This window comes from Martinezella calliandrae (genome assembly GCF_030272695.1).
Lineage (GTDB): Bacteria > Pseudomonadota > Alphaproteobacteria > Rhizobiales > Rhizobiaceae > Rhizobium > Rhizobium calliandrae.
This window is the reverse complement of record NZ_JARFYN010000015.1, coordinates 16,802-37,902: the sequence shown is the minus strand read 5'-3', so window position 1 is coordinate 37,902 and position 21,101 is coordinate 16,802. Positions and strand designations below refer to the sequence as shown.

Genomic DNA, 21,101 nt, shown 5'->3' with positions numbered 1-21,101 from the left:
CTTATCCGGAAGTCTGATTTCTGGAGCTGCGTAGTGAGCCAAACGCCTGCCATCGAACTCGTGGGCATCGACAAGAAGTTCGGTGTTGTCCACGCCAATAAAGACATCAACCTGACCGTTTCCAAGGGCTCGATCCACGGAATTATCGGTGAGAATGGTGCCGGAAAATCGACTTTGATGTCGATTATCTACGGCTTCTATCATGCCGACAGCGGCGAAATCCGCATTAACGGCAATCCTATTGCCATCCGTGACAGCCAGACGGCCATCGCCGCCGGCATCGGCATGGTGCACCAGCACTTCATGCTGGTTGACAATTTCTCCGTGCTGGAAAACGTCATGCTGGGCGCCGAAGGTGGTGCGATATTGGCGAAGGGTGTAGCCGCTGCCCGCGCCGAACTCAGGCGGCTGGAGAAGGATTACGGCCTCGACGTCGATCCGGACGCCCTGATCGAGGAACTTCCCGTCGGTCAGCAGCAGCGTGTCGAGATCCTGAAGGCCATGTATCGCGGGGCCGAGATCCTTATCCTCGACGAGCCGACCGGCGTTTTGACGCCAGCCGAAGCCGACAATCTCTTCCGGATTCTGCGCGTGTTGCGCGACCAGGGCAAGACCATCCTTCTCATCACCCATAAGCTGCGCGAAATCATGGCGATCACCGATACGGTTTCGGTCATGCGCCGCGGCGAAATGGTTGCCACCCGCAAGACGGCGGAAACCACCGTCGAAGAACTTGCGGAATTGATGGTCGGCCGCCGCGTGTTGCTGCGTGTTGAAAAAGGCTCAGCCCATCCGGGCGATGTCGTGCTCTCCGTGCGAAATCTCACCGTCAAGGACAGCCGCGGCGTGACCATGGTCGACAATGTTTCCTTCGACGTCCGCGCCGGCGAGATCGTCGGCATTGCCGGCGTTGCCGGCAATGGCCAATCCGAATTGCTGGAGGCGATCGCCGGTATCCGCAAGCCCGCCTCGGGGGAAATCCATCTGCATGGCGAGCCGATCGGCACCGCTGACCCGGCAGCCCTGCGTGATCTCGGCCTCGCGCATATTCCCGAAGACCGCCATCACATGGGCCTCGTCCTCAAGTTTGAGGAATATGAAAATTCCATGCTCGGCTACCATCGCGATGTCAAATACGGCAGGGCCGGCATGCTCGATCTCGACGCCATGCGCAAGGATGCGATCGAAAAGATCGAGAAATACGACATCCGCCCGCCGAACGCCCGGCTCAAGACCGCCAATTTCTCCGGTGGCAACCAGCAGAAGATCGTCGTCGCCCGCGAGATCGAGCGTGATCCGAGGGCTCTGCTGATCGGCCAGCCAACGCGCGGCGTCGATATCGGCGCCATCGAGTTCATCCATCGCCGCATCATCGAGATGCGCGACGCCGGCAAGGCGATCCTGCTGGTGTCGGTGGAACTGGATGAAATCCGCGCGCTTTCAGACCGAATCCTCGTCATGTTCGCTGGCCACATCGTCGGCGAAAAAACGGCTGACGCCGGTGAACAGACACTCGGCCTAATGATGGCCGGCATTGCCGCATGAGGCCTTGATGAGCACTGCTTCCGTTCCGCTCCCCAATTGGATCACTTATGGTCTGATCCCCATTCTTAATCTTGTCATCGCCTTCCTGATCTCCGGTCTCGTCGTTTGGTTCATCGGTGAGAGTCCGCTCGGTGCATTGAACCTACTGCTGGATGGCGCACTCGGCAGCGGCGAAGGCATCGGCTTTACGCTGTACTATGCCACAAGCTTCATTTTCACCGGCCTGTCCGTCGCCGTCGCCATTCATAGCGGCCTGTTCAACATCGGCTCGGAAGGCCAGGCCTATGTCGGCGGCCTAGGCTGCGCGCTCGCGGCGCTGACGCTCGACAGATACGTACCCTGGTATGTAACGATGCCTTTCGCCGTCATCGGTTCGGCTATCTTCGGCGCGCTCTGGGCCCTCATTCCTGCCTGGCTGCAAGCCAAGCGCGGCAGCCACGTCGTCATCACCACCATCATGTTTAATTTCATCGCGTCGGCGATGATGAACTTCATCTTGGTGCATGTGCTGATCGTGCCGGGCAAAATGGCGCCGGAAACCCGCACCTTCCTCGAGGGTGGCCAGTTGCCGAAGCTCGATTGGTTGATGGGCATCTTTGGCTCAACAATCGGCGCAGCACCCCTCAATGTGTCCTTCCTGATCGCGCTGGTCATGTGCTTCCTCGTTTGGGTGCTCGTCTGGCGCACCAAGCTCGGCTATGAAATGCGCACGCTCGGTCTTAGCCCGACGGCCGCCGTCTATGCCGGCATTCCCTATGCCCGCACGGTCATCATCGCCATGCTCATTTCCGGCGGTCTCGCCGGCATGATGGCGCTCAATCCGGTGATGGGCGCTTCGGCCCGTCTGCAGGTCGAGTTCGTGCTCGGCGCCGGTTTTGTCGGCATCGCGGTATCCCTGATGGGCCGTAACCATCCGGTCGGAATCATCCTGGCGGCAATCCTGTTCGGCATTCTCTATCAGGGCGGCGATGCGCTTTCGTTCGACATGCCCAATATCACGCGTGACATGATCGTGGTGATCCAGGGATTGGTCATCCTGTTCGCCGGCGCCCTCGAATATATGTTCCGGCCCGCTATGGTGCGCATCTATCAAAAATTCGCCAGGACGTGAGGATCGGACGATGGAATATTATGATCTTCTCATCAGCATACTTGGCTCGACTATCCGCCTGTCGATTCCGCTGATCTTCACCGCACTTGCCGGCCTGTTTTCCGAGCGCGCTGGCATTTTCGACATCGGTCTCGAAGGCAAGATGCTGGCATCCGCCTTCGCCGCCGCCTGCGTCGCCTCCGTCTCCGGCTCGGCCTGGGCCGGTCTCGGCGCCGGCATCGTTACATCGGTAGCGTTTGGCCTGTTGCATGGCTTCACCTCGATCACCAATCGCGGCAATCAAATCGTCTCCGGCGTTGCGATCAACTTCCTGACGGCTGGCTTGACCATCGTGCTCGGCCAGGCCTGGTTCGGCCAGGGTGGCCGCACGCCGACGCTGCCGGCCGAGGCGCGTTTTGCTTCGATCACCTTGCCGGGCGCCAACGCCATTCATGGTGTGCCGTTCATCGGGCCGCTCTATGCCAATGTCATTTCCGGCAACAATATCCTGACCTATCTCGCATTTCTCACGGTGCCGATTTCCTGGTGGATCCTCTACCGCACCCGTTTTGGTCTGCGCCTGCGCGCCGTCGGCGAAAATCCAGGTGCCGTCGATACAGCTGGCATCTCCGTCGAGTGGCTGCGGTATCGGTCGTTGATTGTCGCCGGCATTCTCTGCGGCTTCTCCGGCACCTACCTCGCCATCGCCCAGTCGGCCGCCTTCATCAACAACATGTCGGCGGGCAAGGGCTATATTGCGCTTGCGGCGCTGATCTTCGCCAAGTGGAAGCCGGTGCCCGTCATGTTCACCTGCTTGCTCTTCGGCTTCCTCGATGCCTTCGCCAATTTCATGCAAGGCAAAGCAGTGCCGGGCATCGGCGAAGTGCCGGTACAGATTTTCCAGGCGCTGCCCTATATTCTCACCTGCATCCTGCTTGCAGGCTTCATCGGCGTCGCCAAACCGCCAAAGGCGGGCGGCGTGCCCTACACCAAGGAGCGCTGATCCATGTCGCATGATCTGTTCGAAGCTGCCCGCGGGGCGATGGCCTTTGCTCACGCCCCTTATTCGAACTTTCCTGTCGGCGCGGCCATCCGCGCGGAGGACGGCAAGGTTTATACCGGCGCCAACATCGAGAATATCTCCTTTCCGCAAGGCTGGTGCGCCGAGCCGACAGCGATTAGTCACATGATCATGGGTGGCGCCAAAAAGATCATCGAAATGGCCGTCATCGCCGAAAAACTGCCGCTCTGCCCGCCCTGCGGCGGCTGCCGGCAGAAAATCGCCGAGTTCGCCAGCAAGGAAACCCGCATCTACCTTTGCGACGAAACCGGCGTGAAGAAGACCATGACCATGGACGAAATGCTGCCCTTCAGCTTCGAAACCGAGTTATTGGGATGACCGTAGCCGTCGATATCCTGGCCGAAAAGCTCGGTGATCTCCAGCCGCGCTACGGTATCGTCCTCGGCTCCGGCCTTGGTGCGCTTGTCGATGAGGTCAGGGATGCCGTGCGCATTCCCTATGCCGATCTCCCCGACTTCCCCGTCAGCGCCGTCTCCGGCCATGCCGGGACGCTGGTCGCCGGTTATCTCGGCGACGTACCGGTCATCATGCTGTCCGGCCGCGTGCACTACTATGAAAAGGGCGATGCCAACGCCATGCGGGCGCCGATCGAGACCCTGAAGGGTCTCGGGGTCGAGACGCTGATCCTTACCAATTCCGCCGGATCACTGCGCGAGGAAATGCCGCCTGGATCGGTGATGCAGATCACCGATCACATCAATTATTCCGGCATGAACCCGTTGATCGGCGAGGAAAGCGACAAGCGTTTCGTCGGCATGACCAATGCCTATGATACCGAGCTGATCATGCGCATGCGCAAGGCGGCGGAATCGGCCGAGATCAAGCTGTCGCACGGCGTCTATATGTGGTTCTCCGGCCCGAGCTTCGAGACCCCGGCGGAAATCCGCATGGCGCGCATCCTGGGTGCCGATGCAGTCGGCATGTCGACGGTGCCGGAAGTTATTCTTGCGCGTCTTTTCGGCCTGAGGGTTGCAGCAGCCTCCGTCATTACTAACTATGGGGCTGGCATGACCGGCGGCGAGCTCTCGCATGAAGAGACGAAGGACATGGCCCCGGTTGGTGGCGCTCGCCTTGCTGCCATCCTGAAAGAAATGATTGCGGACGAAGGAAACAATCAATGACGAGCCATTCCCTCAGAGAAACGGCGGCCGTTGCGCTCTCCCTTCTCGATCTCACCAATCTAAAGGATGACTGCACGCCGGCGCAGATCGAAACGCTTTGCGCTCGCGCTCAGTCCCCCTATGGCAACACGGCCGCCATCTGTATCTGGCCGCGTTTCGTTGCCCAGGCGCGCGGTATTCTCGGAACCGACCATGCGGTGAGGATCGCGACCGTGGTGAATTTCCCGGCCGGCGATATGGAAGTGGCTGATGTTGCTGCCGAGGCGCGTGAGGCGATCGCCGATGGCGCGGACGAGATCGATCTTGTCATTCCCTATCATGCGTTACTGGCCGGTAACGAGCGGGCCGTCACCGACATGGTCGCGGCCGTGCGGGCCGAATGCACAGGGCCCGTGCTGCTGAAGACCATCCTCGAAACCGGCGAACTCAAGGACGTGGCGCTGATCCGACGCGCCTCCGAACTAGCGATCGAGGCTGGCTCCGATTTCATCAAGACCTCCACCGGAAAGGTCGCCGTGAATGCCACGCTCGAAGCGGCCGACATCATGCTGCGGGCGATCCGCCAAAGCGGCCGCAAGGTTGGCTTCAAGCCGGCTGGCGGCATCGGCTCCGTCGCCGACGCAGCTCTCTATCTGAGCCTCGCCGAAACCATCATGGCGCCGGATTGGGCCATGCCCTCGACCTTCCGTTTTGGCGCATCGGGTCTGCTCGATGATATCCTCAACGTGCTTGGCGGCGGGAAGTCCACCGCAGCGGCGGCCGGATACTGAACGATGATCCCGCAGGAGATCATCCGGCGGAAGCGCGATGGCGGCACGCTTCCAGCCACCGATATCGATGCTTTCATCGCGGCCCTCGCGCGGGGTGAGTTGGCTGACAGCCAGATTGGCGCCTTCGCCATGGCCGTCTGGTATAGCGGGATGACGCGCGAGGAGACTGTGGCCCTGACATTGGCTATGGCTCGTTCGGGCGATATGCTTTCCTGGTCGGGCATAGACAGGCCGATCGCTGACAAGCATTCGACCGGCGGCATCGGCGACAATGTCTCGCTGATGCTAGCCCCGATCGCTGCGGCCTGTGGTCTTGCCGTGCCGATGATCTCCGGCCGCGGCCTTGGCCATACCGGCGGCACGCTGGACAAGCTGGAATCGATCCCCGGCTACGATATCACCCCGGACGCGGTGTGCTTCCGCAAGGTGGTGGATGAAGTGGGCTGCGCCATCATCGGACAGACCGGGACCTTGGCGCCCGCTGACGGCAAGCTCTACGCCGTGCGCGATGTCACATCCACGGTCGATTCCGTGCCGCTGATTACAGCATCGATCCTGTCGAAGAAGCTGGCGGCCGGTCTCGAAACGCTGGTCCTCGACGTCAAGATCGGCAACGGCGCTTTCATGACGTCGCTGGAAGAGGCCGAAACGCTGGCGCGGTCGCTGGTGGAGGTCGCGAATGGCGCGGGCGTCAGGACCGCGGCCTTGGTCACGGACATGAACCAGCCGTTGGCCGACGCGGCCGGCAATGTCGTCGAACTCCGCAATTGCCTGGATTTTCTGAAGGGTAGCAAAGCCGGCACAAGGCTCGAAACGGTCGTGTTGGCCTTCGCAGCCGAGATGTTGAGGCAGGCGGGCATTATCAGCTCATTGGCCGGGGCTGAGGTAAAAGCCCGCGAAGCGCTCTCCTCCGGCAAGGCGGCCGAGCTGTTCGGCCGCATGGCTCACGCCCTTGGCGGCCCTGCCGATCTCATGGATCAGCCGGACAAATATCTGCCCGCTGCACCGGTGCAGAAACCGGTTCTTGCGTCTTCGGATGGTTGGCTGGCGGACTGCGATACGCGCACCATCGGCATAAGCGTCATCGATCTCGGTGGCGGTCGCCGTCATCCGCAGGACAAGATCGACCATCGCGTCGGCTTCAGCGATATCCTGCCGCTCGGAACAAAGGTTAGCAAAGGCGACCGCATCGCGACCGTCCATGCCGCCGATGAGACGAGCGCTGAAAGGGCCGCGGCCGGTCTGGCTGCAAACTACCGGATCAGTGATACTTCACCAGCTCTTCCGCCGATAATCGTCTCGCGGATTTGACGGCAATTATTGCGTCAGACGCAATGAGCCGTTTTCAGCCCCGTAGGAATTGAGCTTTTTCAGAAAGCTCATGCCGATCAGCGTGGTGTTCAAAGCATCGTCTTTCGAAACCACCGCATCGACATCGCGGACCTTGATCGTGCCGATTTCGAGACGGTCGAGTTTGGCGAGGGCCACCTTGGATGGACCGTTGGCCGTCTGGATCGTGTAGCGATAGTCGAGATCGTTGCCGCTGATGCCAAGGCGGCGTGCCGTGCTCTCGTTGATTGCCACATAGGTTGCGCCCGTATCGATCAAGCCGTGCACCGATCGGCCGTTGATCTTGAAATCGCCCTCGTAGTGACCGCCCGCGCCGGCCGGCAACAACACACTTCCATATCCGGCCGTTGGCGTCGCAATTGGCTGCTGCGGCAAGGCAACCTTGACCACGGGCATCGAGCTTTCGCTGGTCGTCGCTTGCGTGCCAAGCAACGCGGGAATCTGCATGGCCACCGCGGCGATGAGGCCGGCAGAAACAAGGAAGCGAGCGAGCATCGGCGAGATCCTTCCTATGGGCTTTGTCAAGTCGGAGCCCATCGATCCCCATTGTTTAAAGCAGCTTCGCTGACAGGCCGCTAATCAGATCAATAAAAAGCCCGGCAATTGGGGACTGCCAGGCAAAAAAACAAATATGGTCGCGGGATTTACTTCGTGCCGTACATGCGATCGCCGGCGTCGCCGAGGCCGGGGACGATATAGCCCTTTTCATTCAAATGGCTGTCGATCGCTGCCGTGAAGATCGGCACATCGGGATGCGCCTTGCGGAAATTGGCGAGGCCCTCCGGTGCGGCGAGCAGGCAGAGAAAGCGAATATTGTGGGCGCCGCGCTCTTTCAGCTTGTCGATTGCGGCGATCGAGGAATTGCCGGTGGCGAGCATTGGGTCGACGACGATGATCAGGCGTTCGGAAATATCCTCCGGCGCCTTGAAGTAATATTCGACCGGTTGAAGGGTCTCGTGATCGCGATAGACACCGATATGCGAAACGCGGGCCGACGGCACGAGGTCGAGCATGCCTTCCAGCAGACCGTTGCCGGCGCGCAGGATCGAGGCAAAGACCAGCTTCTTGCCTTCGAGAATCGGCGCATCCATGGTCTGAAGGGGCGTCTCGATGGTCTCGATCGTCAATTCCAGATCGCGTGTCACCTCATAGCAGAGCAGCGTCGAAATCTCGCGCAGAAGCCGGCGAAAGCTTCCCGTTGACGTGTCCTTTTTGCGCATGATTGTGAGCTTGTGTTGCACAAGCGGGTGATCGATGACAGTGACGCCGTCCATGGTTTCAGCCTTCCAGTAATTCCGCGATATCAGATGTTTCTTTCACGGAAATTGCCTCTGGTGCAAGAAAATAGGCCCGACTGAGAGATGTCATCCCCAGTCCGCCGCCTAAAATGAAGCTGTTACAGTCTTGCAAACAGCGCCTCTCGCGTTGCTTCTTCTACGAAGGCAGCCTCGATCGCCGTGCGGGTCATGGCGTCGATCTCGTCGTCGCTGAAGCCGAAGGCGGTGGAAGCCAGATCGTATTCGCGCTTCAGTGAGGTGTGGAAGAAGGGCGGGTCGTCGGAATTGATCGTCACGCGCACGCCGGCGTCACGCAGCTTGCGTAGCGGATGGGTGGCAAAATCCGGGAAGACGTTCAGTGCGACATTGGAACCGGGACAAACCTCCAGTACCGTGCCGAGATCGGCGAGGCGTTTGACAAGGTCGAAATCCTCGATGGCGCGGACACCGTGGCCGATGCGCGACGGGCGCACCAGCGCAACCGCATCGGCGACGCTGAATGCGCCGCAGACTTCGCCGGCATGGATCGTGAGGCCGAGACCGGCGTCACGGGCAATGTCGAAAGCGCGCGCGTAATCGGCGACGCGGCCCATGCGCTCCTCACCCGCCATATTGAAGCCCGTGATCAGCGGATTATCGCTTTTGGCGGCATATTCGGCGGCCTTGATGACACGCTCCGGTCCAAAGTGACGTTCGCCGGTGACGAGCAGCCGGGCGACGATGCCACTCTTTTCCTGCGCTGCGCGAATGCCGGCGGAAATGCCGGCCATATAGGCGTCGGCGCCGAGGCCGATACGGTCGCCGTGGTCGGGCGAGACGATCAGTTCGCTATAGATCGTGCCGATGTCGGCAAGCCCTTCGAGATAGGTTTCGGTCAGCAGCGCGTAGTCTTCCTCAGTGCGATAGACCTCAGAAACCTTGTCGTAGCAGACGAGGAATTCGGCGAAATCCTTCCAGAGATAGATGCCATCACGCAGGAAGGCGCTGGTATCGACGTTGTATTTCCGAGCTTGTTCGAGTGTCAGCGCTGGAGGAGCGGCACCCTCGAGATGACAGTGCAGCTCGACCTTCTTCAAATGCGATGTCACAGAAAACTCCTTCCATGCGGCCCTGCGGCAATTCCCAAATGGCGAGCAACGGTTTCGCCGATATCGGCATAGGTGCGGCGGACGCCGATCGAGCGCGAGCGGATACCAGGCCCATAGGCGATGACAGGCACACGCTCGCGCGTATGGTCGGTGCCGCGCCAGGTCGGATCGCAGCCGTGATCGGCGGTCAGGATGACGAGATCACCGGGTTTCAGCTTCTCATGCACCTCCGGCAGCCGCGCGTCGAAGGCTTCAAGGGCCGCCGCATAGCCGGGCACATCACGGCGATGGCCATAAACCATGTCGAAATCGACGAAATTCGTAAAGACAAGATCGCCGTCGGCAGTCTCGTCCATCGTCCGGAGCGTCGCATCCATCAGCTTCATGTTGCCGTTGGCCTTGATGACCTTGGAGATGCCCTGATGGGCAAAGATGTCGCCGATCTTGCCAACCGCGTGTACGGTGCGTTCGGCCTTGACCAGCCGGTCGAGCAGGGTCGGCTCGGGCGGCAGCACGGAGAAGTCGCGGCGGTTGCCGGTGCGCTCGAATGTCGCCGGCGTTTCTCCAATGAAGGGGCGGGCGATGACCCGGCCGATATTATAGGGATCGACCAAGGTGCGAACGATTTGGCAGAGAGCGATTAGCCGTTCCAGGCCGAAATGGTGTTCATGGGCAGCAATCTGGAACACGGAGTCGGACGAGGTGTAGCAGATCGGCTTGCCGCTACGGATATGCTCCTCCCCATATTTGGCAATGATCTCGGTGCCGGAAGCATGGCAATTGCCGAGAATGCCTGGCAGATCGGCTGCTTTGCAAATGGCCTCCACCAGATCCGGCGGAAAGGCGTCGCCCTCGGCGGAAAAATAACCCCAGTCGAACATCACGGGCGTGCCGGCTATTTCCCAGTGGCCTGATGGCGTGTCCTTACCGCGCGACACTTCATTGGCGCAGCCATATAGGCCATAGAGCTTTTCCGGCTTTGGCATGCCGTCCGGGTAGCGGCCTGTCGCCGCCTTGGCGATTTCTAACAGTCCGAGACCCGACATATTCGGCAGCATCAACGGTCCGGAACGCAGGCCCTCGCGATCGGCCGCACCCGCGGCGCAGAATTCGGCGATATGGCCGAGCGTATCGGCGCCCTCATCACCATAGGCCGCCGCATCCGGACTGCCGCCGACGCCGAAGGAATCAAGAACGAAGAGAAAGGCGCGCGCCATAGTTCACCCGATAGGATTGCTCAACGCGCCACATCTGATGCGAGGCGCATTGGACGTCACCCATATAACGGAGACGTCGACTTGGCAATTTTCCTGTTCAAATGGGGAATATCGCACGGATTTGCGGAAATTGCGCTCAACAATCGGTGCAAGAGATCGATTTATCGGTGGTGCGCGGACGATAAAAATACTCGCGGCCGATGGTGATCTGGCTGCTGCCGGCAGGCAGGAAATCCGAGCCGAAACTGATGAGCTGATAGGGAACGGCGAGCTCTGTGCGCACCAGAAATGTGCTCGGCTGAGCGATATTGGTGGGGAGGGTAACGGTGCTGCCGGTCGAATAGGGCTTGCTGCCGTCTTGTGCCCAGGACCAGGCAACGGTGGCGTTGCTGCTGGCATCGAGCTGAATACCGCTGATCTTTAGCGTTAGGCCCTTCGTCTCGTAGGGCGCGAAAATAGCGCTGGCGACCGAAGGCATTGTCGCGAGCATCGCCTTGCTGACGCTGGGTTGCTGCGTCAGGATGTCGGCGATGGAACCGGCCGACCGGCTGGCTCGCTTTTCGACGCTGAGCGCTATGGTGAGTTCGAAGGCGCCGAGATAGAGCATCACCAGCACCGGAAAGAGGATGGCAAATTCGATCGCGCCGATCCCCCGCTCGTCGCGGGCAAAGCGTCGCAGAGAGGTGGCGCAAAGCTTCGCTATCAACTCCTTTTGACCTATTGCCATCCTCCTCACGGATAATTCTCGTTTTGGAAGGCCGCCGTCGCGACGATGAGATAGGTCGTTGGCATGGAACCGTCAGTTGGACGTATAGTGGTGAGATAGGGCCGCAGCAGATCGGTTATCACCTGCCAGCGGTAATAAGCGCGCATCATGTTATACGACTGGGCGCCGCCAGGCGCGTATTTGAAGCCCGTTGTGTTGAGGTCGGAATAGGGGTTGGACGACACGCGTGGTATGGTGGTCGGCATGGCCGCAAACGTCGTGTAGCTTTCGACGTCGAGATAAAGATTAGTTGGCGTCGCCAGCTCGGCCGCCGAGCAAGCGATGATGACCGAAATCTCGTTGCAGAAAGCTTGGCGGAACTGCTGTTGATTCGTATTGGCGGCGGTGATCTGCCCGGTCCTGATCTGACGCGACAGCGTATCGACGGCGTTGGAAACGACCTGTTCTGCGATAAAGGCGACGAATGTTTCCAGGATCGCAAAGATGATTAGGAAATAGGGTATGGCCAGAAGGGCGAATTCGATGGCGGCCGTGCCGTCGCGGGAGCGCACGAATTCACGCAGGCCGCCACTCGCGCGTCGCCGCACAAGGGTCTTGCCCCCAGGGATATCGTCGTCTGGCGTCATACCGGGATCCGCGGCGATTTAAACGGGGGTGAGACTAGAGCCGCTTTCTTGATAATCCGTTTCTCTTCTCTCTTCATATTGAGAGGAAGCTTGGATTTGTTTAAGAAAGCCAAATCTTGTTCAGTATAGTTGAATATAGCGAGGGAATGAAAACCGGCCTCTATGGCGCGGCCGATGCAGCGTGGTTCTGTTGGGCATGCTGCTCACAATTGGGTGTGCAGGACAGCACTGAACGATCGGTCTGACGGTAGACGCGGACCGTATTGCCTTCGTCGATCGATACGAGGATGCGCTCGTCGACGATCGCGTTGCCATCGGAATCGAGCAGGACGATATTCGTCGTGCCGAAGCTCCGACCGGTAAGCACAATGGTCTTCGGATCGGCGACCGTCGCATCCGCAACCTGCGAGTTGCCGACAATGACCTTGCTGACGGGACGATCAAGCTTCAGAACGCGCGCGTGATCCATATAGACCCGCAGCATGCCGTCGTCCGCGGCGTGGGAAAGTTGCGCTAACAGGCCCCCTATTGCGGCAGCGCAGGCAAAGAATGTGGTTCTGCCGCGGGTTGGCATGGTCTGGCCTCGTGAAGCTGTTGGCGGAAACGGTTACCAAATACAATGAGAAAGAATGGTGAATGAACAATTAAGGGAACGCTGCTCGTACAATTGTGACGCAAGTTCGTCGCCTTGGCCTTCCATTTTGGGATTTCCATTCTGGGTATGAAATATTGCGAGACACTCCATGCATTGCCCTAATACATTAGCCTCTAATTATTGCCCTGAAATTGAAGATTTTCTTTAAAATTGTTTGGAAAGACATGATTTGACGTTAACTAGTCTATTTGCGTTTTAGAATTTCCGATCTGTTAACCCACTTCCTTAAAGCGATGGAAACGGCCAGCCGCTACCGTGTAACTCATCCGATCAACGGCAAACAGTTGGCGGACGTGCTGTCAACAAAGTGAGTGGAGTTAACCTATGACCAAGCTTTTTTCGCGTTTTCTGAAGGACGAATCCGGTGCCACCGCAATTGAATATGGCCTGATTGCTGCGCTGATCTCTGTCGCCATCATTGCCGGCGCAACGACGCTGGGCAATACGCTCAGCACCACGTTCAATGGTATTTCTACCAAGATGAACACCGCTTCTACCGCACATTAATTGATTGCGGCGCTTCAGCGGCATGTTTGGATTGAAAACGGCACTGTTGACCGACGTGCTATTAACAAAATGAGCGGAGTTATCTTATGACTAAGCTTTTTTCGCGTTTCCTGAAAGACGAATCCGGTGCGACCGCAATCGAATATGGTCTGATTGCCGCGCTGATCTCCGTCGCCATTATTGCCGGCGCAACGACGCTGGGCAACACGCTCAGCACCACGTTCAATGGCGTTTCTGACAAGATGAACACCGCTTCCACGGCACATTAATCGTAGCGGAAGTATAGTGATGTAAAAAGTTCGGAAACCGCTCCGTATAGTGAGCGGTTTTTGACATTTATTGGTTGGTCTGGGGGATATCAAATGCTTGAAGCTGCCACTTTGCTGATCTTCCCGCTCTGCCTTGCGGTCGCGGCCCTTTCCGACCTGTTTACGATGACGATCCCGAATCGGGTATCGCTGGTTTTGTTTGGCGCCTTCATGGTGCTTGCACCCTTACTCGGCCTGACATGGACTGACATCGGCATGCACTTTGCCGGCGCGACCATTGTCTTTTGTGTCTGCTTTGCGCTCTTTGCCGTGAACGTCATGGGCGGTGGCGATGCCAAGCTGCTGGCGGCTTCCGCACTCTGGTTTGGCATCGACCCGTCGCTTCTGTCCTTCCTCATCCATGTCGCTTTCCTCGGCGGCGTCGTGACGATTTTCATCCTTATGGTGCGCTCGCAAACCAATGCCATCCTGGCCATGGGCCTGCCGGTGCCGAACTCGTTGCTGATCGCCAAGAAAATCCCGTATGGCATCGCTATCGCCATTGGCGGCTTTCTGGTTTTTCCCTCGTCTCCGCTGGTCATTGCGGCGACGTCGCATCTTATCTAAATTAGATAATTCTAAGTATTAATGATGTACTAAACCGCGATATATATTATGTTTCATTAATAGACGTGCTTAAATAATTGTAAATGTAATATACCATTAACCATAATTACACCAATTCCAGAGCATTCTGCGGGGCGAAGAGTCGTATTCCCCAAGGAATGATCATGAAACCCGCTCGCTTAATGATACTCGCGGTGGCAGTTGTTACGGCAGGGCTTGCCGGACTGCTGGCGATGCGTCTAGCCGGTTCGCACAATGTCGTGCCGCAGGTCGCAGCGGTGGTGGAGAAGGAGGCGACGGTCAATGTGCTCGTCGCCGACGCTAATCTTCCGGTCGGCTCGCGCCTGAATGACAAGTCGGTCCATTGGATCGCCTGGCCGCAGAGCGGCCTTGTCAAGGGTTTCATCACCGAAGCCGATCGCCCCGATGCGCTGAAGGACCTAGACGGTGCGGTCGTCCGCCTGCCGATTTTTGAAGGCGAACCGATCCGCGAGGAGAAAGTCGCTGATTCCAACAGCCACATTCTCTCGTCGCTATTGCCTTCCGGCAAACGTGCAGTCGCCACCGAAATCTCGGTCGCGACCGGTGCCGGCGGCTTCATCCTTCCCAATGACCGTGTCGACGTGATCATGGTACGCAAGGGCGATACCCAGAAATTCGTAACCGAGACCGTGCTCAGCAACGTCCGCGTCCTCGCTGTCGATCAACAAATCGAGGAAAAGCAGGATGGCACCAAGGCTGTGGTCGGCACGACCGCGACTCTGGAGCTGACGCCGGACCAGACCAAGGTTCTGGCGGTCGCCCAACAGATGGCCGATCGCCTGACGCTGGCGCTGCGCTCGGTCGCCGATGCGGGGCAATCGGATACGACCGCCGCCGACTATCTGTTGGCCGGAGACAATGGCGGCGCCGTCGTCCAGGTCATCAAGTCAGGCGCGATCGTCACCAACAGCGCAGCCGCAGCCAAGACGCAATGAGAAGGGCGGGACCATGTTTAAGACCAGCAAACCAATCGGCCTTCTTACGTCTGCGGTTCTCTCCTTCTCTGTCGCTTTCGCCGGACTGCCTTTCGCCGACGCGCCGGCTTTCCTGCGCATGGCAATGGCCAAGGCCGACGGCGCCGACACCATCGTCACCATTGCCGGCCTCGGCACTAAGCGCACGCTGAAGCTCGGCCTCAACAAAGCACTGGTGGTCGACCTCCCGGCGGATGCCCATGATATTCTCGTCTCCGATCCTAAGATGGCCGATGCGGTGACGCGTACGTCGCGCCGCATTTACCTCTTCGGCAAGACTGTCGGCCAGACGAATATCTTCGTGTTCGGTGCCGACGGAAAGGAGATCGTCAGCCTCGATCTTCAGATCGAACGCGACATCGCCGGCCTACAGACCAACCTCAAACGTTTCATCGCGGACTCCGCCATCAACGTCGAGATCGTCTCCGATAACATTGTCTTGACGGGTACGGTCCGTACCCCACAGGATTCGGCGCGCGCCGAGCAATTGGCTGAAGCCTTCCTGAAAGGTGGCGAAGCCACCACCCGCACCGAAACCGCCAGCGGTAGCGGTGGAGACAATTCCGTCGCTCTGTTTGCCGAAGCGCGCCAGACCTCGCAGATCGTCAATCTCCTGCAGATCGAAGGCGAGGATCAGGTGACGCTGAAGGTCACCGTCGCCGAGATCAAGCGCAGCGTGCTGAAGCAGATCGGTTTCGACCATCTCGTCAGTAATTCTTCCGGTCTCACCGTTGCGCAGCTCGGCAACGTCAGTGGTGATTCAACGGCCGCCTACGGCAATGGCGGCATCAGCGCCTTGTTCAAGACGGCGATCGGCAAATACGATATTAAAAGTTACCTGAATGCTATGGAGCAAGCTGGCGCTGTCCGCACCCTCGCCGAACCGACCTTGACAGCAATTTCAGGCCAGGCCGCGACCTTCAATTCGGGTGGCCAGACGCTCTATTCCACCATCGATCAGGACGGCAAGGTGACGATCACGCCGTATACTTACGGCATCAGCCTTGCCTTCACGCCTGTCGTCCTTTCGGCCGGACGCATCAGCTTGCATGTCCAGACTCAGGTTTCCGAACCCGTAGGCACCGCCGGAGAGGCGACCTACAACCAGCGCGCGGCAGACACCTCCGTCGAATTGCCTTCCGGCGGCTCGATAGCGCTCGCAGGCCTCCTGAGCGATAACATCCAGCAGAATACCAACGGAACACCTGGCGCCTCGAAGATTCCGATCATCGGCGCGCTGTTCCGGCAGAAGAGCTTTCAGCGTGACGAAAAAGAACTGGTGATCATTGCGACGCCTTACCTCGTGCGGCCGGTGGCTCGCGATCAGCTTGCCCGTCCCGACGATAACTTCTCCCCGACGAACGATGCCGCTGCCTTCTTCATGAACCGTGTCAACAAGATCTACGGCCGCAGGGATGCGCCGCCGGTCGCCGATGCCAATTTCCACGGCACAGTCGGCTTTATCTACAAGTGAGGGCAAACGGATCATGAATCGCCCCTTTTCAATCGGATCCACGAGAGACCAAAACATGGCCAGCCTCGATCGCAATGCGCCCCGTATCGCCAGGCCGCGATTTGCAGCCCTCGCCTTGATCATGATGGCTAGCGTTGTCAGCGGATGTGCCGGTTCGCCGGATGGCATAAGGACCAGCGCCATTTCCGACGACTATCGTCAGCGTCATCCAATCGTGCTGACGGAGAGGGAACACCATGTCGACATTCCGATCTCCGCTGGTGATCGCCGCCTGACCCCTGGCACGCGCGATACGGTCCGGGGGTTCGCACAGGATTATCGCGCGCACGCAACTGGCACGGTCGAAATTCTCACACCGCGGGAATCTGCGAACTCGCCGGCCGCATCTGTCTTACGCCGGCAGATCCGTCAGGAGCTGGTGGCGAACGGCATTCCGTCGGCGCGCATCGTCGACAGTTATTATCCGGCCGGCGGTCCCTATGATGCCGCACCGATCCGCCTGCGCTTCACGGCGACGACCGCGGCCACCAATGCCTGCGGCCAATGGCCGGACGATCTTGCCGACAACTTTTTCGATAATCAGAACTATTATAATTTCGGCTGCGCCACCCAGAACAACCTCGCTGCACAAGTCGCCAATCCGACCGATCTCATCGCGCCGCGCGCGGTGACGCCCATCGATGCCGACCAGCGCAGCAAGGTCATCGACAATTATCGCAACGGTTCGACCGCAACCAGCACGGCTACGGTCGGTGGCTCTAGCCGCGGCAGCAGCGGTTTCTAAACATGAGAGTTGGCTGTCGCCGCAACAGGATAAAGTCATGAGCGCTATCGATTACGATATCAAGCAGGCCGCGGTGGAAGCCGGGGACGCGCCCCGTGTCGGCGATCTCGAAAACATGCGGCCACTGCCGCGTATCTCCGTGCATGCCTTCTGCGAAAGCGAGCAGTTGCAGCAGGTAATGGACCGATGTGCCAACGATCGGCGCATGTCCAAAGTCAGCCTCAGGATTACCAGCGGCAGCACGGCGGCGGCGGCAAACATGTTCGCCTCGACGCCGACGCCGAATCTGATCATATTGGAAACCCGCGCTAATCCGCAGAATCTGCTGGCCGAGCTTACTCCGCTTGCCGCAGTCTGCGATCCCAGCACCAAAGTTGTGATCGTCGGCTATTACAACGACATCGGCCTCTATCGCGAACTCATCCGCAACGGCATTTCCGAATATATGGTCCACCCCGTCTCCATGACCGACGTCATGGCCGCGATGGCGGCGATCTTCGTCGATCCCGACGCGGAACCACTGGGCCGCAGCATCGCCTTCATCGGCGCCAAAGGTGGGGTAGGGGCGTCCACCATCGCGCACAATTGCGCTTTCGGCATCTCCAACCTGTTCTCGACCGAGACCATTCTCGCTGATCTCGACCTGCCCTACGGCACTGCCAACATCGATTTCGACCAGGACCCGGCGCAGGGCATTGCTGAAGCCGTCTATGCGCCGGAACGGCTTGATGAGGTCTTCCTTGACCGCCTATTGACCAAGTGTTCCCAGCACCTGTCCTTGCTCGCCGCTCCCTCCATGCTCGATCGCGCCTATGATTTCGATGGCCAGGCGTTCCAGCCGGTGCTCGACGTTCTGCAGCGCAGCGCGCCCGTGAGCGTGCTCGACGTGCCGCATCTATGGTCGGAGTGGACGCGCTCCGTGCTTGCGGCCGTCGATGAAGTCGTGATTTGCGCGGCGCCTGACCTTGCCAATCTGCGCAACGCCAAGAACATGCTGGATGCACTGCGCAAGCTGCGTCCCAACGACAAGGCGCCGTATCTCATCCTCAATCAGGTCGGCATGCCCAAGCGCCCGGAAATAGGCCCTTCGGAGTTCTGTGAGCCGTTGGAAACCGACCCGATCGCCATCATTCCTTTTGATATCAACCTGTTCGGCAACGCCGCCAATAGCGGCCGCATGATTTCGGAGACCGATTCGAAATCGCCGATCGCCGAGACCTTCTCGCAAATATCGCACATCGTCACCGGGCGCGTTGCACTGAAGAAGGCAAAAAAGGGCGGTCTACTCGGTCTCCTGAAACGCAAGTAATTGTTTGATTTCGCATGATCATGTTCGAAAGCCGGTTCGCACTTTTGACATCATGCTCCAGCCTAGAATTGGATCGACAGCATGTTTGGCAGACGCGGAAATGAAGGTCCTGCAAAGAGTGGCAGCGTAGCGTCGCCTCCGTCGCCGCCGCGCACGCCCTCCGCTGCTGCGCCGGCGGCATCGAACGTGCTGGTCGAGCCGGCGCAACAACGCCAGCAGGTAGCGCCCCCTTCGATGCAGACTCCGACACGCCGCCGGCCGGCGCGCACCGAAGAATATTACGACACCAAGTCGCAGGTCTTTTCGGCTCTGATCGATACGATCGACCTGTCGCAGCTCTCCAAGCTCGATGCCGAGGCGGCGCGCGAGGAAATCCGCGACATCGTCAACGACATCATCACCATCAAGAATTTCGCGATGTCGATCTCCGAGCAGGAGGAACTGCTCGAGGATATCTGCAACGACGTCCTCGGCTACGGTCCGCTGGAGCCGCTGCTCGCCCGTGACGATATCGCCGACATTATGGTCAATGGCGCCGGCCAGACCTTCATCGAAGTCGGCGGCAAGACGGTCGAATCGGAAATCCGCTTCCGCGACAATGCCCAGCTCCTCTCCATCTGCCAGCGCATCGTCAGCCAGGTCGGCCGTCGCGTCGACGAATCGAGCCCGATCTGCGACGCCCGCCTGCCGGACGGATCGCGCGTCAACGTCATCGCACCACCGCTGTCCATCGACGGCCCGGCGCTTACCATCCGCAAATTCAAGAGGGACAAGCTGACGCTCGACCAGCTTGTCCGCTTCGGCGCCATCACGCCGGAGGGCGCCACGCTGCTGCAGATCATCGGCCGCGTTCGTTGCAATGTCGTGATTTCCGGGGGTACCGGCTCAGGCAAGACGACGCTTCTGAATTGCCTCACGAACTACATCGATCGAGATGAGCGCGTCATCACCTGCGAGGACACGGCCGAACTGCAGCTCCAGCAGCCGCATGTCGTCCGCCTTGAAACCCGCCCTCCAAACATCGAAGGCGAGGGTGAGATCACCATGCGCGATCTGGTCAAGAACTGCCTGCGTATGCGCCCTGAACGCATCATCGTCGGCGAAGTACGCGGACCGGAAGTCTTCGACTTATTGCAGGCGATGAACACCGGTCATGACGGCTCGATGGGCACGATCCATGCCAACACGCCACGCGAATGCCTGAGCCGTATGGAATCGATGATCGCCATGGGCGGCTTCAGCCTGCCGGCCAAAACGGTGCGCGAAATCATTTCCACGTCCGTTGACGTCGTCATCCAGGCCGCCCGTCTGCGCGACGGTTCGCGCCGCATCACCCAGATCACCGAGGTGATCGGCATGGAAGGCGATGTGATCATCACCCAGGACCTGATGCGCTACGAAATCGAAGGCGAGGATGCGAGCGGCCGTATCATCGGCCGGCATATGTCGACCGGTGTCGGCAAGCCGCATTTCTGGGACCGCGCCCGCTATTACAACGAGGAAAAGCGCCTGGCTGCTGCCCTCGACGAGATGGAAAACAAGTCGAAATAGGACTTTCCCGATGTTCGGTGCCGATCCGGTAGTGCTTCTGATTGTGGTGCTTGCAGCCGTCTCCGCGGCGGCGGTCTGCTATGCCGTCCTCTATTCCCGGATCGAAACCCAGAAAAAGGCCGACAGCCGCGTCAACCGCATCAAGTCGGCCGAGACCGACCGGACGAAAGTCAAGGCGGCGCGCGACCGCGTGCACGAAATGTCGAAACGGCGCAAATCAGTGCAGGATTCGCTGAAGGATCTGGAAAAGCGCCAACTGGAGAACACCAAGAAGAAACAATCGCTGAAGATGCGGCTCGGACACGCCGGCTTGTCACTGACGCCCGGACGTTTCTATCTCTTTGGCGTCCTGTTCGGCCTTTTCATCATGGTTGTTCTCTTCCTGACCCATGCCCCGCTCCCCGTATTGGTTGGCCTGCCCTTTGCCGCAGCCTTCGGCTTACCGCGCTGGGTCGTCGGCTTCCTCATCAAGCGCCGGCAGAACAAATTCCTGGACGAATTTCCCAACGCGCTCGACCTCATCACCCGTTCGATCCGCTCCGGTCTGCCGCTCAATGATGCCGTGCGGCTTGTGGCAGCCGAGGCACGCGAACCCGTCAAATCTGAATTCCGCCGGGTCGTCGAGGCCCAACAGGTCGGCCTCAGCATGACCGATGCCTGTCTGCGCATGAATAATCATATGCCTCTGCAGGAGGTAAACTTTTTTGCGATCGTCATTGCTATCCAGGCGCAGGCGGGCGGAAATCTGTCCGAAGCGCTGGGCAACCTTGCGCGCGTGCTGCGCGAACGCAAGAAGATGAAAGCGAAGGTGACCGCACTGTCGATGGAAGCAAAGGCCTCGGCCGTCATCATCGGTGCGCTGCCCTTCATTGTCGCCACGCTCGTCTACCTGACTTCGCCGCAATACATGAGGATTCTGTTCGTTGATCCGCGCGGCCATCTGATCCTGGGCGCCGCTGGTATCTGGATGTCATTCGGCATCTACATCATGCGCAACATGGTCAACTTCGAGATTTGACCTAAAGGAGACGCCGAGAC

At 59.2% G+C, this 21,101-nt stretch carries 23 protein-coding genes; 16 read left to right on the top strand and 7 right to left on the bottom strand.

Features of this window, described 5'->3' with window-relative positions:
- Positions 1-33: 33 nt before the first annotated feature.
- The 7 genes from PY650_RS13665 to deoA are packed head-to-tail and all read left to right on the top strand — an operon-like array spanning position 34 to position 6,918.
- On the top strand, positions 34-1,545 hold the full coding sequence (locus PY650_RS13665; protein ID WP_285879828.1) for an ABC transporter ATP-binding protein: 1,512 nt from the start codon (positions 34-36) through the stop codon (positions 1,543-1,545).
- Between the two features lie 7 nt (positions 1,546-1,552).
- Complete coding sequence (locus PY650_RS13660) at positions 1,553-2,656, top strand: ABC transporter permease (protein WP_285879827.1); 1,104 nt, start codon at positions 1,553-1,555, stop codon at positions 2,654-2,656.
- Between the two features lie 10 nt (positions 2,657-2,666).
- Positions 2,667-3,638, top strand: a complete 972-nt coding sequence (locus PY650_RS13655) for an ABC transporter permease (protein ID WP_285879824.1) — start codon at positions 2,667-2,669, stop codon at positions 3,636-3,638.
- A gap of 3 nt (positions 3,639-3,641) precedes the next feature.
- Positions 3,642-4,034 (top strand): cytidine deaminase, encoded by a 393-nt coding sequence (locus PY650_RS13650; protein WP_285879822.1) that lies wholly within the window; start codon positions 3,642-3,644, stop codon positions 4,032-4,034.
- A complete protein-coding gene (locus PY650_RS13645; protein WP_285879821.1) occupies positions 4,031-4,837 on the top strand; it encodes a purine-nucleoside phosphorylase in 807 nt (268 codons plus the stop codon). The genes PY650_RS13650 and PY650_RS13645 overlap by 4 nt, the downstream gene beginning before the upstream one ends.
- On the top strand, positions 4,834-5,607 hold the full coding sequence (gene deoC / locus PY650_RS13640; RefSeq protein WP_285879819.1) for a deoxyribose-phosphate aldolase: 774 nt from the start codon (positions 4,834-4,836) through the stop codon (positions 5,605-5,607). Before PY650_RS13645 ends, deoC begins: the two co-directional genes overlap by 4 nt.
- Positions 5,608-5,610: 3 nt before the next feature.
- The gene (gene deoA, locus PY650_RS13635) at positions 5,611-6,918 is read left to right on the top strand and encodes a thymidine phosphorylase (RefSeq protein ID WP_285879818.1); all 1,308 of its coding nucleotides are present in this window, start codon (positions 5,611-5,613) and stop codon (positions 6,916-6,918) included.
- A 6-nt stretch (positions 6,919-6,924) separates the two neighbouring features.
- On the opposite strand, the gene PY650_RS13630 is transcribed toward deoA, so the two are convergent.
- The 7 genes from PY650_RS13630 to PY650_RS13600 form a co-directional block, all read right to left on the bottom strand.
- Positions 6,925-7,452: a TIGR02281 family clan AA aspartic protease gene (locus tag PY650_RS13630; protein WP_285879816.1), complete on the bottom strand. Its 528-nt coding sequence runs from the start codon at positions 7,450-7,452 to the stop codon at positions 6,925-6,927.
- 149 nt (positions 7,453-7,601) lie between these two features.
- Positions 7,602-8,231 (bottom strand): uracil phosphoribosyltransferase, encoded by a 630-nt coding sequence (upp, locus tag PY650_RS13625; RefSeq protein ID WP_285879815.1) that lies wholly within the window; start codon positions 8,229-8,231, stop codon positions 7,602-7,604.
- Positions 8,232-8,353: 122 nt separating this feature from the next.
- Complete coding sequence (locus PY650_RS13620) at positions 8,354-9,322, bottom strand: adenosine deaminase (protein ID WP_285879814.1); 969 nt, start codon at positions 9,320-9,322, stop codon at positions 8,354-8,356.
- The gene (locus PY650_RS13615; RefSeq protein ID WP_285879813.1) at positions 9,319-10,539 is read right to left on the bottom strand and encodes a phosphopentomutase; all 1,221 of its coding nucleotides are present in this window, start codon (positions 10,537-10,539) and stop codon (positions 9,319-9,321) included. The genes PY650_RS13620 and PY650_RS13615 overlap by 4 nt, the downstream gene beginning before the upstream one ends.
- Positions 10,540-10,675: 136 nt before the next feature.
- On the bottom strand, positions 10,676-11,266 hold the full coding sequence (locus PY650_RS13610) for a TadE/TadG family type IV pilus assembly protein (protein WP_285879812.1): 591 nt from the start codon (positions 11,264-11,266) through the stop codon (positions 10,676-10,678).
- 5 nt (positions 11,267-11,271) lie between these two features.
- Positions 11,272-11,892 carry a TadE/TadG family type IV pilus assembly protein gene (locus PY650_RS13605; RefSeq protein WP_285879811.1) on the bottom strand — a complete coding sequence of 207 codons (621 nt, stop codon included), beginning with the start codon at positions 11,890-11,892 and terminating at the stop codon, positions 11,272-11,274.
- 160 nt (positions 11,893-12,052) lie between these two features.
- Positions 12,053-12,466 (bottom strand): pilus assembly protein N-terminal domain-containing protein, encoded by a 414-nt coding sequence (locus PY650_RS13600; RefSeq protein WP_285879810.1) that lies wholly within the window; start codon positions 12,464-12,466, stop codon positions 12,053-12,055.
- Between the two features lie 405 nt (positions 12,467-12,871).
- On the opposite strand from PY650_RS13600, the gene PY650_RS13595 reads away from it, so the two are divergent.
- The 9 genes from PY650_RS13595 (at position 12,872) to PY650_RS13555 (ending at position 21,081) form a co-directional block, all read left to right on the top strand.
- Positions 12,872-13,054, top strand: coding sequence for a Flp family type IVb pilin (locus tag PY650_RS13595; protein ID WP_285879809.1), 183 nt, complete (start codon positions 12,872-12,874; stop codon positions 13,052-13,054).
- An 86-nt stretch (positions 13,055-13,140) separates the two neighbouring features.
- Complete coding sequence (locus tag PY650_RS13590) at positions 13,141-13,323, top strand: Flp family type IVb pilin (RefSeq protein WP_285879808.1); 183 nt, start codon at positions 13,141-13,143, stop codon at positions 13,321-13,323.
- A gap of 93 nt (positions 13,324-13,416) precedes the next feature.
- The gene (locus PY650_RS13585; RefSeq protein WP_285879806.1) at positions 13,417-13,929 is read left to right on the top strand and encodes an A24 family peptidase; all 513 of its coding nucleotides are present in this window, start codon (positions 13,417-13,419) and stop codon (positions 13,927-13,929) included.
- Between the two features lie 164 nt (positions 13,930-14,093).
- Positions 14,094-14,906, top strand: coding sequence for a Flp pilus assembly protein CpaB (gene cpaB / locus PY650_RS13580; RefSeq protein WP_285879804.1), 813 nt, complete (start codon positions 14,094-14,096; stop codon positions 14,904-14,906).
- A 13-nt stretch (positions 14,907-14,919) separates the two neighbouring features.
- Complete coding sequence (locus tag PY650_RS13575) at positions 14,920-16,419, top strand: type II and III secretion system protein family protein (protein WP_285879803.1); 1,500 nt, start codon at positions 14,920-14,922, stop codon at positions 16,417-16,419.
- 55 nt (positions 16,420-16,474) lie between these two features.
- Entirely contained in the window at positions 16,475-17,203 is a 729-nt protein-coding gene (locus PY650_RS13570; protein ID WP_285879802.1) for a CpaD family pilus assembly protein, read from the top strand.
- Between the two features lie 37 nt (positions 17,204-17,240).
- Positions 17,241-18,512, top strand: coding sequence for a CpaE/TadZ family protein (locus tag PY650_RS13565; RefSeq protein WP_285879800.1), 1,272 nt, complete (start codon positions 17,241-17,243; stop codon positions 18,510-18,512).
- Positions 18,513-18,593: 81 nt separating this feature from the next.
- Positions 18,594-20,063 (top strand): TadA family conjugal transfer-associated ATPase, encoded by a 1,470-nt coding sequence (locus tag PY650_RS13560; RefSeq protein ID WP_285879799.1) that lies wholly within the window; start codon positions 18,594-18,596, stop codon positions 20,061-20,063.
- Between the two features lie 10 nt (positions 20,064-20,073).
- On the top strand, positions 20,074-21,081 hold the full coding sequence (locus PY650_RS13555; RefSeq protein WP_285879798.1) for a type II secretion system F family protein: 1,008 nt from the start codon (positions 20,074-20,076) through the stop codon (positions 21,079-21,081).
- The last annotated feature ends 20 nt before the right edge of the window (positions 21,082-21,101 follow it).